Genomic DNA, 17,368 nt, shown 5'->3' with positions numbered 1-17,368 from the left:
GATTTTAATATTGAATAACAATTTATTTACCTGCCGCGTTTTGCTTTTTACGTGCATCAAAAAAATCAATTAAATGATAGGTTTGCTGGTTTAGCTCGGTCATTTTATCAGCAAGGGGCTGGTAAATTTCGTAAAGGTTATTTAGGATGCCTTTATTAGCGTCTGTGTTAGATGGATCCACATTCTTGTTGCTGGGGTCGTTATCCTGATATTTAAACCAGTGCCATCCCACGCAATTGCCCGATTCTAGTAAACCAAGTGTATAATTCTGATAAAAAAGCCCCCTCTCCTGCTGCGTTTTTACAACCCAGCCCGCGCCAGAATAATTGCCCATTTTTGAATCTTCGCCTTTTACATACCATTCGGTGATAATAAATGGCTTCCCCGACCATGCAGTCCAGTTACGCATGTCGTTGTTATCAGGTGTCCAATGGTCGTAGTAATTAATCGAGATCACATCCAGGTATTTACCTGCTGCTGTCATCACCTCTTTAACTGTTTTTTCGTAACCATTAAAGCGGCAACCGATGTACATATGATTGGGATCGTACTTTTTGATGGCCTTAGAAACCAGGCTCAAATACCGGTCAACCACAAAACCCAAAAACTCATTACGCATGTTATCAGTAATAGCCGCTTTATCATAATGATGTTCGTTCATCCAGGTTTTGGCCGCAATTAAACCAGGATCGCCCTCATCCTTTTTAGACAAATAATTATCCAGCGATTTACGATAGAACGGCAGCTCGTTATCCGAAAAATAGCCGTACAGGTTTTTATCCAACCGGTATTCTGCTATTTTTTTTGCATATTGATCACAGTATTTTTCAAACTCCGGGTCAAACACAAATATGGCATTATCGGGATAACCCAAATGTCCTGATTGCTGATAAGCCCCTTTAGTACGCCCGTAAGATCCCATAAAATCAAGCATAACGGTATAAGTTAAAGGCTTTAATTTGTTACCAATATCGGTTAGCTCTTCATAGTCCGACCAGGCTCCGGCAGCATTGAAACCAAAACCACGGAGCATCTGCGTGGTTTTAAAGCTCCAGTTTGATGGGTTTCTGTACAGTTTCTTAAAGCTCGTTTGATTATTATCCGATTTGCCTATATTGATATCGTTAACACCCTTAACTATAAACAAGTAACCATCCGGATCTACCGACCACCAACGCCCATCTACCCTGGTTACGTAAAAAAAACCGGTTGCTTTTACCTGCCTGGCTTTGGTTGCCCCGTAGGCATCCAAATTTTCATCTTCCGAGGGCTGATAATTTTTTAATGTAGCAATAGTGCGTGTTTGATAATCTTTCCATTCGCGGAAACCGGGCTTTTGCCCGGTTCCCTGATTGGAAATTTTTGCGCTCACCGTTAGTTTATATTCATCAGAAGATTGAGCGTTACTATTTACGGCGAAGAATAATAAGGGTAGCAGGAGATACTTTTTTAACATGTTTATCAATATTTGAATTGATTATGGATTTTGAGTCAGTTTAGGATTAATCTGTATTTCCCTGAGCGGAATTGGAAACAATAAGGCATGCGGAGCCGATATCTGGATAACTACCGTGCCATTTTTAGTTTGATATTTATTAAAAGACGCATTCATTACATCCACAGCACGATCTGTACGCAGCAAATCAAACCAGCGGTGGCCTTCCATATTGAGTTCTAAACGACGCTCAGTTTCAAGTGCTAATTTAAACGCATCGTGCGAAGCAGTTTGAGCAGCAGTAACATCGTTATCCGTAATTTTGGTGATAATGGCTGTAGCTGTAGCACCGGTACCACCACCGCCGGTAATGGTTACGGTAGGGTTACTTGTATAGTTTTGCCCCGCTGTAACAATGTTAATGGCCGTTACCTTACCGCCCGATATAGTTGCAGTAGCCGTGGCATTGCTGGTTGCCCCACCGCCGCTTATTGCTACCGTTGGTGCCGAAGTATAGCTTGCACCACCGTTTACAACCGTAACGCTGCCCAATGTTTCGCCATTTACAAAATGCCCGTAGCCGCGGCGCCTAACCTGGTTAACGGCATCAATAGCTGTAGTGCTTGGGCCGTTGTTAATTTCGTTATCGGCTTCGGCATACATCAGTAGCACATCAGCGTAACGTATCACTATCCAGTCATTATTGCTGTCGTTGGCGTTGGCCGGTACATCAGTATATTTTTTGGTGTAATAATAAGTAACGTTGGCCGATGTAACATAGTTGGCGATAGAATAACCGCGACGAAGATCGTTTGTGGGAAAGGCATCGTACAAATCTTGCATGATGGTGTTGAAACCCGAACCACCGCCAACAGTAGCAATAGTAGAGCCGCTTTGATTGGGTACAAACCAATTGAAAAACGGGCTGCCAGTACCCAAACCGCCCTTGGTGTAACGCACCGCAAAAATAATTTCCTTGTTCATCTCGTTAGCCGTATTAAACACATCGCTGTAAAGCGGCAACAAATCGTAGCCCCAGGCATTAGTAGCCTTTGGAAGCAACTCGGCAAGCTTGCTTTTACATTGCTGAAATTTTTTCTCGGTTAAATATACTTTGCCCAATATTGCTTTTGCGGCACCGCTGGTGGCCCGGCCCAAATCGGCAGCGGCATAGGTTGCAGGTAAAACAGTTTCGGCGTCGCTCAGGTCCTTTTCAATTTGCGCGTAAACGTTGTCAACCGTTTCGCGGCCATAACCTAACGATTCATCTATCGATGCGATCTCTTTAGTTACCAGCGGAATACCGCCCCATATCCTAACCGCGTTAAAGTATGATAAAGCCCTTAAAAATTTAGCTTCGGCAATGTAACGGTCTCTTAAAGTGGCACTCATGCTGATGCCGGGTGCGCGGCCAATGATGGCGTTACAACGCGCTATGCACCTGTAAAGATTTTGCCATTGGGTTGATAAGTTAACATTTTCGGGCGCAACAGTAAACAGGTCAAAATCGCCCAAACCTGCGCCAGAAACAAGTGCATTGCTGTTATCCGATGGTACATCGGTAAACAGATACATACCCGTACCACTCGTACCCTTGCCGTAAATATCCTGCAAAGCACCGTAAGCTGCCGTTACAGCAAGGCCCAGGCCATTTGCATCCGAGTACAGGTCATCCACCGAAATTTTAGTTGGATCACTCAGTTCTATAAAATCCTTTTTGCAGGATGTCCCGGTAACTACAAGGAACATCAACATTGCTATATATTTTTTCATAATAATCTTGTTATATAATTAAAAGCCAACATTTAAACCCACCGAAAAGGTGCGTGGAAGCGGATACGTACCCTGATCAACACCGTAACGTGGCGCTGATGATCCGGCCCATACGTTAACCTCGGGGTTATACCCAAAATATTTTGTGAATGTTGCTAAGTTCTCGGCCGTTAGAAACATCCGTGCACTATTGATTCTTAACTTTCTTAAAACATTACCAGCTAGAGAATAGCCCAGGGTAACATTGCGCAAGCGCAGGTAAGACCCATCAAAGATGTTACGGGTAGATACAACTGTTGTTGATGAGGGATTGGTAACCGCGGCACGTGGTGTAAAACCATCACCCTGATCGGTGGCTGATCGCCAGCGGTTTAAGGCATTGGTGCGAACGTTGAAAGATCCGTTATAATAATCGGTGTAACGGTCTGCCGAGTTTAAAACTTTGTTACCATAAGTACCCTGGAAAAGGAAGCTTAAATTAAAATTTTTGTAGTCAAACCTATTGGTGAAGCCATAGTTAAACTTGGGCAAAGGGCTACCGATATTTACAATATCACTGGCATCAATTTTGCCGTCGCCGTTAACGTCTTCATACTTAACATCGCCGGGTACCGAACCGCCAGCTGCCCATTTGGGGCTGGCCGCTACATCTGCCGCATCGCGGTAAACACCTATCTGCCTGTAACCATAAAAACTGCTCATGGCCTCCCCAGGTACAACACGGATAGAATTGGTGTAACCGAAGGCCGCATCATAGCCTACAAAATTACCATCATCTGTAAGGCTGATAACCTTGTTTTGGTTAAAAGATATATTAGCGTCCGTAGTCCATTTCAGCTTACCGGTTAAATTGGCCGTTTTAATCGAAAACTCCAAGCCATTGTTTTCAACCGAGCCAACGTTGGTGAATATGGTATTAGCGTAGCCATAAATTCCAGGTACACCACGGCTTAAAAGCAAATTAGTGGTTAACCTGTGATAGGCATCGGCCGTAAAGTAAATGCGGTCGCCTAATAAACCTATTTCCAAACCAATATCAGTTTGCTTGTTGGTTTCCCAGGTTAGGTCGGCATTGGCCAGTGTGCTTGGCGAAAAGCCAAACACCGGCGAGGCATTACCGGCGCCAAAAACATAATTAACCTGCGTAGCATAACTTTGCGAGCTGTAATTCCCAATGTTATTGTTACCGCTAACGCCATAGCTGCCGCGCACTTTAAGCTCGCTGATTGCTGTAATGTTTTTCATAAAACCCTCTTCGGCAACGCGCCATGCGGCAGAGAATGCCGGAAAAGTAGCATATTGCTTATTTAATCCAAACCGGGATGATCCATCTGTGCGTATCGAAGCTGATAACAGATATTTATCTTTATAACTATAATTTGCACGTCCGAAGCCGGAGATGAGGGCATTGTCGCTTCGCGAATAGGTGCCTAAGATAACCCCTGCATCATTTGGATTCTCGATAATTGAATTGGTAACAGTGCCGTTTTGCCCGGCCTGGCTGGTTTCGGTATACGTGTTTTTTTGGAACGAATAACCGGCCAGTAACGAAAGGCTATGATTTCTGCCTATTTTAGTATTGTAATTCAGGGTATTTTCCGAAACATAGTTATAGTTAGTACCTTGTGTGGTACGAGCCCTTATATTGGTTAATAAGGGGTTGTTGATGTTTGCAGTTGGGCCATTGTCTGACTGTAGCGTTGACGGTACAAACCAACTGCGGTTGTTAAATATCCCTTCAAAACCAAAATTGGTTCTAAATTTTAATCCTTTAATAATGTCGTATTCCAACGCCGTATTTGATAATACCCGGCTGGTAGTTGTTCTGTCTTTATACAGGTCAAGTACGGCAACGGGGTTATAAGGGTTTCCGCTAAAGGTTTGTCCTCCACCCGATAAAACTACCGTAGCATTAGAGTAATCGCCGTTGGGCTGGCGCACGGGTAATATGGGCGGTTGCAGAAGCGCACTGATAACCGTACCACCCACGCCGGATGGGTTTACGCCGATGCCGTTGATAAGCGCATTATTCAATCCGCCACCAGTAGCGGTCTGATCGTTAATGGCATAGGAAGGAGCTATATTAAAACTTAATTTTAATTTTTTGGTTAGCTGCGCATCCATACTGGCGCGTAACGTATAGCGGTCAAAATCGGTAGCCTTAATTAAGCCTGTTTGCTTAAAATATGAACCGGTTGTGTTAAAAGTAACCTTATCATTACCCCCCGAAGCGGATAAAGCATAAGAACTTGTTAAGCCACGTTGAAAAATCTCGTTCTGCCAATCTGTATTAACAAGCGATGATGGATCGTTATATATGGCCGGCAAGGTTTTGGCCGAATTGGCAAAAGCGTCTTTTACATAATCAACATACTGGTCTTTGTTTAGCACATCAACTTTTTTTGACACGTTAGCAACACCAATATTAGTACTCAGGTTAAATTTTGTCGACCCGGATTTACCCCGTTTAGTGGTTACGATAATGATACCGTTACCCCCTCGCGATCCATATATTGCAGCGGCAGCGGCATCTTTCAGTACCTGTACCGTTTCAATATCCGCAGGGTTGATGTTGTTAAAATCATCTGCGCTATTTAATGGATAACCGTCGACAACAAATAAGGGGCTGTTGCCTGCACCAATTGAGCCCAGACCGCGAACGGTAATAACTGGAGCCGAACCGGGATCACCCATTGACTGTGATACCTGAACGCCCGAAATCTGACCGGCCAATGCCTCTCCTGGGGTAGCTACCAACCTGTCTTCTATCTGTTTTGCGCCTACAGAACTCACTGCGGTTGACAGCAATTTCTTTTTCATCTCGCCATAACCAACCACAACCACATCATTTAATGTATTGGTTGCTTCTTCTAATAGCACATCTATCTGTAATTTACTGCCAACCAGTTGCTCCTGGGTTTGGAAGCTAATGAAACTAAAAACCAGTATAGCCTTAGTATCGGGTACCTTAATGGTATAATCGCCGTTAACGCTGGTTACCGTGGCGGTTGTAGTGCCTTTTACTTTAACTGTAGCGCCCGGGAGCGGAACGTTTTTGCTATCTCTTACTTTACCCCTGATGGTGATGCTTTGAGCGTAGGCTGTAGAAATTTGAAGAGAAAGAGCGAAAATCAGCAACTTTAAAACTCGTCCATACGAGGATATTTTTAGTTTGCTTAAAAATTGCGGGTACAATAATCTCATATTTTATATTTTAATGGTTTATACATTGGTTTATAGGTTTGGCCCTGGGAGCAGGTGCTAAAAAGCTTGGTTAGCTACGTCGATTTGAGACAGTTGTTCTGCTTCATCATAGAGTATTTATTTATGGTTAAAGAAAAACGGGCGTAACCCGTTGTTAATTGGTTAGGGCAAATTTGTAAATAAGCCCCATGAAAACGAGTAAACGAAAAGACTTTAATTAGGGTAAAAAATGACTTTTTTCGACTTAAATCGCTCTTTTAATAAGGGATAACTAAAAAAAACAATGATGATGCTTTATTCTGTTAGTGTATTAGCCGCAAAATCAGGATGCAGTGGAACGCCATTCGGAAGGAGATTTACCGTACATTTTTTTAAACTCCCGACTAAAGTATTTAGTGTCGTTAAATCCAACCATCGGCGTTACTTCACTAACCGTTATGTTATTTTGCTGTAAAATATCTGCTGCTTTTTTTAACCGCATCGACTTGATAAAGTCAGCAGGCGAAAGGTCAGTCAGTGCGCATATCTTTTTAAATAGTACGGTTTTACTCATCCCAATTTCAACCCCTAAGGCAACAACACCAAAATCGGCATCACTCATATTTTCATCAACAATCTTCATCAGTTTATTGATAAAAATCTCATCGGGGTTATTGAGTATTACCTGTTGAGGATGCAGTACCATTTGCCGGCTAAATTTTTCGCGCATCACCAGCCTCGACAGTAACAGGTTGTTTACGTTTAACTCCAGCAATTTAACGCTGAATGGCTTGGTTAGGTAAATATCGGCGCCGGTTTGCAAACCGTTTACCTGGTGAATATGCGTAGCCAAAGCGGTTAGCAAAATAACAGGAATATGGCTGGTTCGGTCATCTGTTTTCAATTTCCGGCAAAACTCCAGGCCGTCCATCACAGGCATCATTACATCGCTAATAATCACATCCGGAATTTGCTGTATAGCATAATCAAAAGCCGCTAAGCCGTTTTCAAAGGCTTTGATTTGATAACCGGGCAACGATTCAACAATAAAATCGCGCAGTTCGGGGTTATCCTCCGCCAAAACAATTAATCCCTTTTGGCCGGCCGGGTGGCTTGCCGTGTTTACGGGTAGCTCAATACCCGTTTGTCTTTCAAACGAGTAAGCACTTTCCACTTTATACGTATCTTCAATTAAATGAACATTGTTACCCGGTACAATACTATGTGGTAATTTTACCGTAAACGTTGTGTTACCTTCTTTGTTTAATAATTGAGGAGTGCTTTTAAAAGCAATATTACCCTGGTGCAATTCAACAATGCTTTTTGATAAAGCCAGGCCAACCCCGGTTCCCGAATTGGATTGCTCATCATGCACCTGGTAATAGTTGGTAAATAACTTGGGTTGGTGTTCCAGTGGTATACCCTTTCCATTGTCTGTTATATTAACTACCAATTCGGCTTCATTATCACTAATATTTACAGATATACGGCCATTATTTGGCGTGAATTTAAACGCGTTTGAAAGTAAATTAAAAAACACCTTCTCCAACTGGTCATGGTCGGTATATAAGTAGCATTCCGAATGTTCTGTATTAAAGCTGTAGCTGATGTTTCGGCTTTCGGCCAGCGCGGTAAAAGAAAGAAAGATCTCTTTTACAAACGATACAACCTCGTTACGCTTTACATATAAAACCATATTACCGGTTTCTGCTTTTCTAAAATCTAACAGTTCACCAACTAGTCTAAGCAATCGCTCGGCATTGCTTTTAATTTGCAAAACCTGCCTGTTGATGCCACTATTATCCAGGGTAATATTGTACAAATTTTCAACCGGACCCAAAATAAGCGTTAGCGGTGTACGTATCTCGTGAGATATATTTGTAAAAAAGTCGAGCTTCATTTTGTAAAACTCTTCCTGCCTTTCGTTGTGAAGATGCTCGTTGATCAGGTCGCGTTCCAACCGCGCACGGATCTGGAAAAATTGGATGATCTTGTAAAATATATATACCGACACGCAAACATAGACGCAGTAGGCCCACCAGGTTTCCCATAACGGCGGCAAAATATCTATTTGCAGCACCCTGCCCTCGTCGTTCCAGTAGCCATCGTTATTAGCCGCTTTAACGGTAAAGGTATAGTGCCCTGGCGCCAAATTGGTAAAACTGGCCTCTTTTTGATTGCCTGTTAATATCCACTGGTCGTTATTACGCAAACCCGCCATTATATAGGCATAGCTATTTTTTTCCGGATTGATAAAATTTAGTGCCGAAAACCCTATCGTAAAGTTGTTTTGATTGTAAGGCAGCGTTAGTTGCGATGTTTCGTTCAACGGAAATTTGAGGTATGATTTCTTACCAAAAACCACCTCTTTATTATTGATCTGGAAGCCGGTAAACAAAATTTCGGGCCTGTATTTATTTTTCACAATCCTATCCGGATAAAACGTGGTAATGCCGTTCATCCCACCAAATAAAAGTTCGCCGTTGGCTGTTCGGTACGCCGAGTTTGCTAAAAACTGATTGCTTTGCAACCCGTTAGCCGCGTTATAATTATGAATTTGATAGTGACCTGCTTTTAATGGGAAGTCTGCATCACCAAAAACAAGCTGCGACAAACCATTATTTGTACTCACCCATAATGCCCCGGATGCGTCAGAAATCATTCCGGCCACTAAATTATCAACCAATCCGTCTGCTTGTTTAATGGCATATAGCTTATCTGTTTTTTTGTCCAGATAATTTAATCCTCCACCGTCGGTACCAATCCACAACCTTTTTCGGGAATCTATATAAAGCGATAAAACGTTGTTGTTACCTAACCCCGCATTTTTACGGCGGTACAGTTTAAACTCACCCGAAAGTTTGTTGTAGCGGTTCAATCCATTTTGGGTACCAATCCATAAAAAGTCCTCATCGTTTACCAGGCAGTTAATGTAGTTATCGGCAATGCTTGCATTGCCCTTGCTATCGGCTCTTAATTGCAATAATTTTTTACCCTCGTAGTTAATCAAGCTTAAGCCCGCGCCATTGGTACCCACCCAAATACCTTCTTTAACAGGCAAAAGTGCGTTAATTAACCTGGCGGCAGTTTTATTATTAAAAGTTTCGAGCTTGATGGATCTAAAGGTTTTGGAACTTCGGTTAAATTTAAACAGCCCATCTAAAGTACCCGCCCATAAATTATCAACCGAGTCTTTGATCAGCGTTTTAATCTCATCAGATACCGGGTAATAGGCCACCAAACCTTTTTGCCGATTGATGTAATTTAACCCGCCGCCAAACGAACCAATCCATAAACCACCGTCCTCATCTCCTACTATCGATTCGGCCAGCAACTTATTTAGCCCTATGGTATTACCAACCCGTTCGCCAATGTTGGAGAAATTTGAATTACCCGGATAATAAATATTGATACCGCCGGCATAGGTACCGAGCCAAACATTACCGCTATGATCGGCCATGAGGCTCCAAACCGATCCATCGCTCAAGGTTTTGGAGTTGTTAGGATTATGCTGGTAATTTGAAAAGTTATTTCCAGCCGCATTCCAAATTGCGAAACCGTTTCTTGTAGCAATAAGTACCTGGTTTTGTTTAATAATCAAATCATTTATCCAGTTGGATGGCAGGCTTTTGGGGTCGTTTGGTTTGTTAATGTAATGGGTACAGGTATTGGCCCGGGCATCGTACCTAAAAACGCCGTTATTTTCCGTCCCAAACCAAAGCGATCCATCTTTATCCGACTTAATAACAATGGCTTTAGCCGATAAGAGCTCTTTATTATTTGCCAAAATTGTGGGCAACGCAACCGAATTACCAGTTTTAGGATCAAATCTTTTAAGCCCCGATTTTATACCCACCCAAATGGTATGGCTAACATCTTCGGCTAACGAAAAAATAACACCCTCATATAATTCGGCATCTTGCTTTTTCCATTTGTCTACGGCATGCAGGTCTTCCAGGTTTGGGGTAACATATTTTAAACCTCTAAATGTTGCAACCCATATTTTGCCCATTTTATCCTGCTGTATTGCAGTAATAAAATTACCCCCGCCTTTGGAGTTCGATAACCCTACATGCTTAAATGTTTCAGTTTGTTTATCAAATAGGTTTAATCCGCCGCCGGTTCCTATCCATAGCCTGTTCTGCTGGTCCTGATATAACCTGTTGATACGGCTGTGGCTGATATTGGTTGCGCTTGAATCGTTCGGACGAAAAATTTTGAAGTTGGTGCCGTCGTATCGCGAAAGGCCATTCCAGCTACCTATCCAAATGTAGCCGCTTTTATCCTGAAGAATTGTTGCTATCGGGTTTTGAAACAAACCATCTCTGTAGGTAATATGCCTGAAACGGATACTCGAATCTTGCGCACACAAATGGCCAATCGGCACAATTGCCAACAAAAATAAAAATGCAGATACCAACGCATGTTTTATAAAAACCATTATTCAACTCTAGGTGTATTGGCAAAAACGGAGAAAGCCACATCAATAATAACGATTTTCAACAAATAACAACGACTATTTTATTCGGATCCAACCTTTGCAACACCAACTGGGTTAACGCTTAAACAGGAACGTTCCGTTTAATACACTCGTAACTTTGCCAAGTTTCACTATCAAAAACAACTGCTATTTGGGCAATTAGTTTATTATTATGTTAAAAAAATATTTCCTTGTTGTTAAGCCTTAAACAAGCAAAATGCATCGTTATTTAAAAGCACGTTCCGTACACTTGTATATGCAATATACTTCATGCCAACAAGTTACAACAACGCCCGCAAATCAATTGTATTTGCAGGCGTTTTAAAATCGTCAGGTTTATATAGTTGGCCTAATACTAAACTTGTTGGATAAATATTTATTTAAAAATAATTACGCCTAACCAAATTTTAATAAAACAACTTTTAGCCCAACCTCTAAAAATTAAACTAAATGCTTAAACTTTATACTTGTTTCATCACTTCGGCAAAAAGCTTATAGGAGTGCATTTTTTCGCTATGGTCGAAAACGTGAGAAGTAGCCATTACCTCGTCAACTTGTGTTTTATTTACAAAATCACGCATCTGGCTTTTTATAGATTGTACACTGCCTATAAACGAGTAGCCTAACATTTGCTCTACGGCGTCGCGCTCGTAAATGGTCCAAATATCGTCCATACTTTCAACAGGAGGTTGCAACAGGCGGCGTTTGCCTGTTATAACACCCATAAAAAACTGCTTTACCGAGGTAGCAAGGTATTCTGCCCGCTGGTCGGTATCGGCAGCTACCACATTTACACAAGCCATAACATAGGGCTGCTTTAATACAGCCGACGGCCTAAAGTTTTCGCGATACAGTTTAATAGCTTCCAAAAAATAAGCTGGTGCAAAGTGGCTTGCAAAAGCATAAGGTAACCCTTTTGCAGCAGCCAAACGCGCGCTATCAGTACTTGAACCTAATATCCAGATGGGAATATCAAGCCCCTCGCCAGGATTTGCCCTTACCCTGCCATCATAATTATCGGCGGCAAATAGTGTTTGCAGGCGTTCAACATCTTTGGGGAAGTTGTGTGCGGCGTTCATGTTTTCGCCACGGATGGCCATAGCGGTAACCTGGTCGGTTCCGGGTGCGCGGCCCAGGCCAAGGTCTATCCTATCGGGATATAAAGAGGCCAGGGTGCCAAATTGTTCGGCCACAATAAGCGGCGCGTGGTTGGGCAGCATAATACCGCCCGAACCTACCCTGATGCTTTTAGTACCCCCTGCAATATACCCTATAAGAACAGCTGGTGCCGAACTTGCCACCCCCATCATGTTATGATGTTCGGCAAACCAATAGCGGGTGTAACCCAGCTTTTCGGCCTGTTGGGCCAAATCCAGGCTGTGTTTAAATGTATCTGCCGGCGTTTGCCCTTCTACAACTGTAGCCAGATCGAGCACCGAATATTTTATATCTGTTAACTGTTTCAAACTCATTTTTATAGTTCAATTAGTGAAGGGATCAACATTAAATATTGATCCCTTTACTTTTATTATAATACCAATTCGCCAAGTGCGGCTTTGGTGAAGCCTTTTAATTCGCTGTTTTTACCGTCGCGTATTTTTTGCGCCCAATGCGGGTCGGCAAGCAAGGGCCTACCTACGGCAACCAGGTCAAAATCTCCACGATCTAAGCGGCGCATTAATTCTTCTAACGAACTTGGCTCAGAACTTTCGCCGGCAAAGGCTCCAAAAAAATCGCCGCTAAGGCCCACAGAACCTACCGTGATTGTTGCTTTTCCGCTTAGTTTTTTTGCCCAGCCGGCAAAGTTAAGGTCAGATCCGGCAAACTCGGGCTCCCAGAAACGGCGTTGCGAACAATGAAAAATATCTACTCCGGCATCTGCCAAAGGGTTTAACCATGCCTCCATCTCCGACGGTGTTTTAGCCAGTTGATTTGTGTAAGCCGCGGGTTTAAATTGCGATAAACGGATAATGATAGCAAAATCTTCGCCTACCTGTTTACGCACTTCCTTAATAACTTCTATCGCAAACCGGCTACGCTCGGGCAAGGTTTTGCCACCATAAATATCATCGCGTTGGTTGGTTGCGTCCCAAAAAAACTGATCTATAAGGTAACCGTGTGCCCCATGTATTTCCACACAATCAAAACCCAGGCTTTTAGCATCTGCGGCGGCGCGGCCAAATGCGGCAATGGTATCTGCAATATCCTGCTCGGTCATGCTTTTACCGTTGTTAAAGCCTGGCCTGTTTAGGCCCGACGGACCTTCAAACGGTTGGGCAGGCAGCCATCCCGATTGGTGATTATCCATAATACCCATGTGCCATATTTGCGGCCCCATGCTACCACCTTCGGCATGTACGCCATCAATTACATTTTGCCAGCCTGCTAAAGCTTCTTTACCATAAAAATGCGGAATATTGGCATCGTTAGATGATGAAACCCGTTCGATAACCGTTCCTTCCGACAATATTAAACCTACCTCACCTTCGGCGCGTTTGCGGTAATAGGCGGCAACATCGGCTGTGGGCACTCCGTTTGGCGAGAAAGAACGCGTCATGGGGGCCATTACAATTCGGTTTTTAATATTTAACGATTTTAATTGAAAGGGTTGAAATAAGCTATTTGTGCTCATGATGTTTAAAATAAGTAATGTAATTTAAATTTGTGAATGGATTAACTGGCTTAAAGCAGCAAAGGTTTCTTCATTACGCATATAATAAGTCCACTGCCCCTTGCGGGTTGACTTTACCAGGCCTGCGCGCTGTAAAACCGACAAATACTCTGAAACGGTGGACTGCGTTAAACCAGCCTTCTGCTGAATTTGCCCTACGCATACGCCAATATCGTACCCATGTACGGCTTGCTCCGGAAAACTCAACTCGGGGTGTTTTAACCAGTTTAATATTTGCAACCGGGTTTTGTTAGAAAGAGCTTTGAATACTTCTACCTGATCCATAGCACAAAGATATATCGGTTATTCCCGATATACCAATAAATAAAAAAGAGATGACATTTTACTGATAACGGAGGTTTAAAAACCAATTAAGAAGGGATTGACTTTGAAAGTAAATTAAGCAGGTCGGTTTTGGTTAACGACCCTATAAATGAGTTGTTTGCCTGTATTAAGCCTTCGGTTAATTCGCGTTTGGTTTGTTGTACCAGCAGTATTTTTTCTTCTACGGTATTGGTACATATCATGCGTACAGCTACAATGTTTTTGTTTTGGCCTATCCGGTGCGAGCGGTCAATAGCCTGGTTTTCTACAGCGGGGTTCCACCAGGGGTCAACCAAGTACACGTAGTCGGCTTCGGTTAAATTTAAGCCGGTTCCGCCGGCTTTGAGGCTAATTAAAAATACGCGGATCTCGTTATCTTCCTGAAACCCCTTAACTACCGATTGCCTGTTACCGGTGCTGCCTGTTAGGTACGAAAAACGGATATTCCTTTTTGTGAGCTCTTTCCGGATAAGGTTTAACATGGTTACAAACTGCGAGAATACCAGTATTTTATGCTGGCCCATTTTGCCGGTTATCTCTTCAATAAGCATGTCAATTTTTGCCGATCCGTCATCAGATACCTTATCATCTCCCAGTAAAATTGGCGAATCGCATATTTGCCTTAGCCGCGTTAGTCCTTTAAGCACATTCATCGGGCTTTTGCGTATTTCGTCGTTAGTAGTTGCCGATATAAATTCCCTAAATTCCTTTTCGTAGGCATCGTAAATGCGTCGCTGCTCCGCTCCCATTTCGCAGTATAAAACCATTTCTGTTTTATCGGGCAGTTCTTTGGCAACTTCCTGCTTGGTACGGCGCAGTACAAATGGTTTTATTTTGGCCTGCAGTTCCAGCAACCGCTTGCTGTTTTTAAACTGATCTATCGGGTTTAAATAAATATCTTTAAAATATTGCTTGCTGCCCAACAAACCGGGACAGGCAAAAGATAGCTGACCATATAAATCGTACGAATTGTTTTCCATCGGGGTACCGGTAATCACAATTTTATTGCGAGATTTTAGCAGCCTAACCGTTTTATACCTTTGCGATTCGGGATTTTTTATCAGTTGCGATTCATCCAAAAAAACGTAGTTAAACTGGTAATCTTTCAAAAAATTAATATCCGCCAGTAAGGTTCCATACGAGGTAAGTATTATTTCGTACTGCTCAAATTGCTCCGTGTTTTTAATACGATCGGCACCATAAATGGTATGTATCCTGATAGATGGTGCAAATTTGGCAACCTCGGCCTGCCAGTTAAAAATGAGCGATGTAGGTACCACCAGTAAATTAACATTGTGCGGTGCCTTGGCCCTTTGTAACAATATAAAAGCGATAATTTGAATGGTTTTGCCAAGGCCCATATCATCGGCCAGGCAGCCGCCAAAGTTAAAATCGTCTAAAAAATTAAGCCAGTTTAGCCCTTGTTTTTGATAGTTGCGCAAGGTTCCGTTTAGCCCGGCTGGGGTATCAACGGCTTTGATGGAATCAAAATTAGCGAGCCTATCGCGGTAAAAGCTAATTTCTTTTTTAACGCCTTCATCCAGTAATTGCTGCTCATACCATAAGTCAATGGCCGCAAAATTAATTTTGGGTGTGCGGATAGTTTCATCGTCGGCTATCTCGCCGCTGTTAAAATAGTTGGTAAACTTGGCTATCCACTCTTCGGGCAATATGCCCATTGTGCCATCGTCCAGTTGCACATATTTGCTTTTGTTTTTTATGGCCCTTTGTATATGCTGTAAAGCTGCCTTTTTTTTACCAAAACGCGCTTTAACTATGGTATTAAACCAGTTTATGCCGCTTAAAACCTGTATGGTAATTTTTACTTTATTGGGGTTAAGTTTATTGCCCTCTAACTCGTTAAAACCTAAAATAGTAACACCGGCCTGCTGCCAATGTTCAAAAGTGTTTAAAAACCAATCTTCCTGCAAAAATCGTTTTTTGTGCAGGTAAAAATAATGTAAATCGTTTTCCAATTGTTCATCAAAGTAAGGATGCTGCCTCACCAATAACGATGTAAAGGCTATTTCTTCATCCTCGCTCCTTTGCACCTTAAATTCGGTGCCTTTAATATCGGCGCTAAATATTTGCCGCCTGCTCCTTATCGGGATCTCTACTTCGCCATATCTTATAACCGGTATCAGCATCACGTGCTGCCCAAAATCCGAAAGGTAAATTAACCTTTCAATATCCTCTTTAAAGCCTTGCTGCTCCAATTGTTTTGCGGTAGCAGGTTTAATGTGCTTGTACTCAATACCTACGTGGTCTTCCAGGTTGGTAAGCAATTGCTTTTTAAATTCCGGGTATTTTGATGTGTGTACCAACAGGTTATCGGGCTTGTTTTTTAGTAACGCTATTACCCCTAATAGCTGCTTATTATCAACCAGATAAAGCGTGTTGTTGATAGCTAGAAAATAGGTAAACATCACCTGCAACTCGTTCAATTTATAAACGGTGTTGTTTATTTTTATCTGGCCCGATAGTTCGTAAAATTGTGCTTTGGTATCTACTTTTAAACTCAGTTGGTTTTGAGCAATGCTCACCTTAACGGGAAATACGGATGCAGCGGTTACGTTTTCTGAAACGCTGCCATCGTGCCGGTAAAAATTGTAATTGAGTGGGTTGTTGATAATTGCCCTCAACGCAGGCAAATCCGATTCGTTTTTTTGAGTTTGACTGTGACTTTGAAATTTGTGAATACCTGTAAAAAATTTAACAGCCTGCGGATCGTCGGTTTCCCACAGCATATCAAGCGGGGCCACGGAGGTAAGAGGATTTTTAATTTTACCGTCTTTAGTAGTTTTAGCGCGGAACAATTCAACTATAAGATAGCCATAATATTTATGCTGCCTAAGCAGTACGCAAAGGCGTTGCTCATCAGTATCGGTAATATTTTTCTGCGCAGTTACGGTTGTTAATACGCTGGCTTTCATTAGGCCCAGGCTATGGGTAGTTATGGGTATTAAACCTGTATGCCGCGCACTAAAACTTACTCTTTTGTTGGCATAATCAACTGCAAAATGTTCGTCCAGATTGGGTTCCTTATCCATCCCATAGTCTGCAGCAAACTTTTTTAATTTTTCGAGGCGCAGCGCATGGTCAAAAAATATTCGAAACTCGTCACGTTGTAAAATAGCACTTAATACGTACCCCTCGTGTTCGCAAAGCTTACCTGGGGCATGGGTGCAGGTGCAATAAACATGTAAATTATCTCCGTTTAAATTTACATCTACCAGCGGGAAGGCTACGGTTTGATATTGACCGGTAAAAACGCCCTGGTTAAGCTGCAAGCTTTCGGCAATTATTGACTGTACGGATTGCTTATCGAAAGACACACCGCCCTGTGTTTGCTGGGCAATAATATGTGCGTTAAGACCTTCAAAACTAAAATCATCCCAAATCAGTCCGTTTTCATTGCTTAGTTTCATCAATTGCGCCACTTACTCAAAAAAACGCTATTTTTTTTTAAAAAAGGAATATTTAATTGAATCCGATTGTATTA

The 17,368-nt window shown here is 42.3% G+C and carries 8 protein-coding genes; all 8 read right to left on the bottom strand.

The genetic code is table 11. From position 1 onward, the window contains the following. Positions 1-22 precede the first annotated feature (22 nt). Positions 23-1,456, bottom strand: a complete 1,434-nt coding sequence (locus BDD43_RS19000; RefSeq protein ID WP_121199155.1) for an agarase — start codon at positions 1,454-1,456, stop codon at positions 23-25. Positions 1,457-1,477: 21 nt separating this feature from the next. Continuing rightward, positions 1,478-3,208 (bottom strand): RagB/SusD family nutrient uptake outer membrane protein, encoded by a 1,731-nt coding sequence (locus BDD43_RS18995; RefSeq protein WP_121199154.1) that lies wholly within the window; start codon positions 3,206-3,208, stop codon positions 1,478-1,480. A gap of 18 nt (positions 3,209-3,226) precedes the next feature. Continuing rightward, a complete protein-coding gene (locus BDD43_RS18990) occupies positions 3,227-6,412 on the bottom strand; it encodes a SusC/RagA family TonB-linked outer membrane protein (RefSeq protein ID WP_121199153.1) in 3,186 nt (1,061 codons plus the stop codon). Positions 6,413-6,734: 322 nt separating this feature from the next. Further along, positions 6,735-10,832 carry a hybrid sensor histidine kinase/response regulator transcription factor gene (locus tag BDD43_RS18985; protein WP_121199152.1) on the bottom strand — a complete coding sequence of 1,366 codons (4,098 nt, stop codon included), beginning with the start codon at positions 10,830-10,832 and terminating at the stop codon, positions 6,735-6,737. A gap of 500 nt (positions 10,833-11,332) precedes the next feature. Further along, positions 11,333-12,343, bottom strand: a complete 1,011-nt coding sequence (locus BDD43_RS18980) for an LLM class flavin-dependent oxidoreductase (protein ID WP_121199151.1) — start codon at positions 12,341-12,343, stop codon at positions 11,333-11,335. Positions 12,344-12,399: 56 nt separating this feature from the next. Then, positions 12,400-13,503 (bottom strand): NADH:flavin oxidoreductase, encoded by a 1,104-nt coding sequence (locus tag BDD43_RS18975; RefSeq protein ID WP_121199150.1) that lies wholly within the window; start codon positions 13,501-13,503, stop codon positions 12,400-12,402. Positions 13,504-13,527: 24 nt separating this feature from the next. Continuing rightward, positions 13,528-13,827 (bottom strand): ArsR/SmtB family transcription factor, encoded by a 300-nt coding sequence (locus tag BDD43_RS18970; protein ID WP_121199149.1) that lies wholly within the window; start codon positions 13,825-13,827, stop codon positions 13,528-13,530. Between the two features lie 86 nt (positions 13,828-13,913). After that, complete coding sequence (locus BDD43_RS18965) at positions 13,914-17,294, bottom strand: DEAD/DEAH box helicase (protein ID WP_121199148.1); 3,381 nt, start codon at positions 17,292-17,294, stop codon at positions 13,914-13,916. Between the last annotated feature and the right edge of the window lie 74 nt (positions 17,295-17,368).

The organism is Mucilaginibacter gracilis (genome assembly GCF_003633615.1).
GTDB lineage: Bacteria > Bacteroidota > Bacteroidia > Sphingobacteriales > Sphingobacteriaceae > Mucilaginibacter > Mucilaginibacter gracilis.
The sequence above is the reverse complement of the archived record's forward strand: the minus strand, read 5'-3'. Positions and strand labels throughout refer to the sequence as shown.

Bases quoted from the DNA above. Each gene is read 5' to 3' on its own strand.
- BDD43_RS19000 (WP_121199155.1), bottom strand. From the start codon at position 1,456: ATGTTAAAAAAGTATCTCCTGCTACCCTTATTATTCTTCGCCGTAAAT.
- BDD43_RS18995 (WP_121199154.1), bottom strand. From the start codon at position 3,208: ATGAAAAAATATATAGCAATGTTGATGTTCCTTGTAGTTACCGGGACA.
- BDD43_RS18990 (WP_121199153.1), bottom strand. From the start codon at position 6,412: ATGAGATTATTGTACCCGCAATTTTTAAGCAAACTAAAAATATCCTCG.
- BDD43_RS18985 (WP_121199152.1), bottom strand. From the start codon at position 10,832: ATGGTTTTTATAAAACATGCGTTGGTATCTGCATTTTTATTTTTGTTG.
- BDD43_RS18980 (WP_121199151.1), bottom strand. From the start codon at position 12,343: ATGAGTTTGAAACAGTTAACAGATATAAAATATTCGGTGCTCGATCTG.
- BDD43_RS18975 (WP_121199150.1), bottom strand. From the start codon at position 13,503: ATGAGCACAAATAGCTTATTTCAACCCTTTCAATTAAAATCGTTAAAT.
- BDD43_RS18970 (WP_121199149.1), bottom strand. From the start codon at position 13,827: ATGGATCAGGTAGAAGTATTCAAAGCTCTTTCTAACAAAACCCGGTTG.
- BDD43_RS18965 (WP_121199148.1), bottom strand. From the start codon at position 17,294: ATGAAACTAAGCAATGAAAACGGACTGATTTGGGATGATTTTAGTTTT.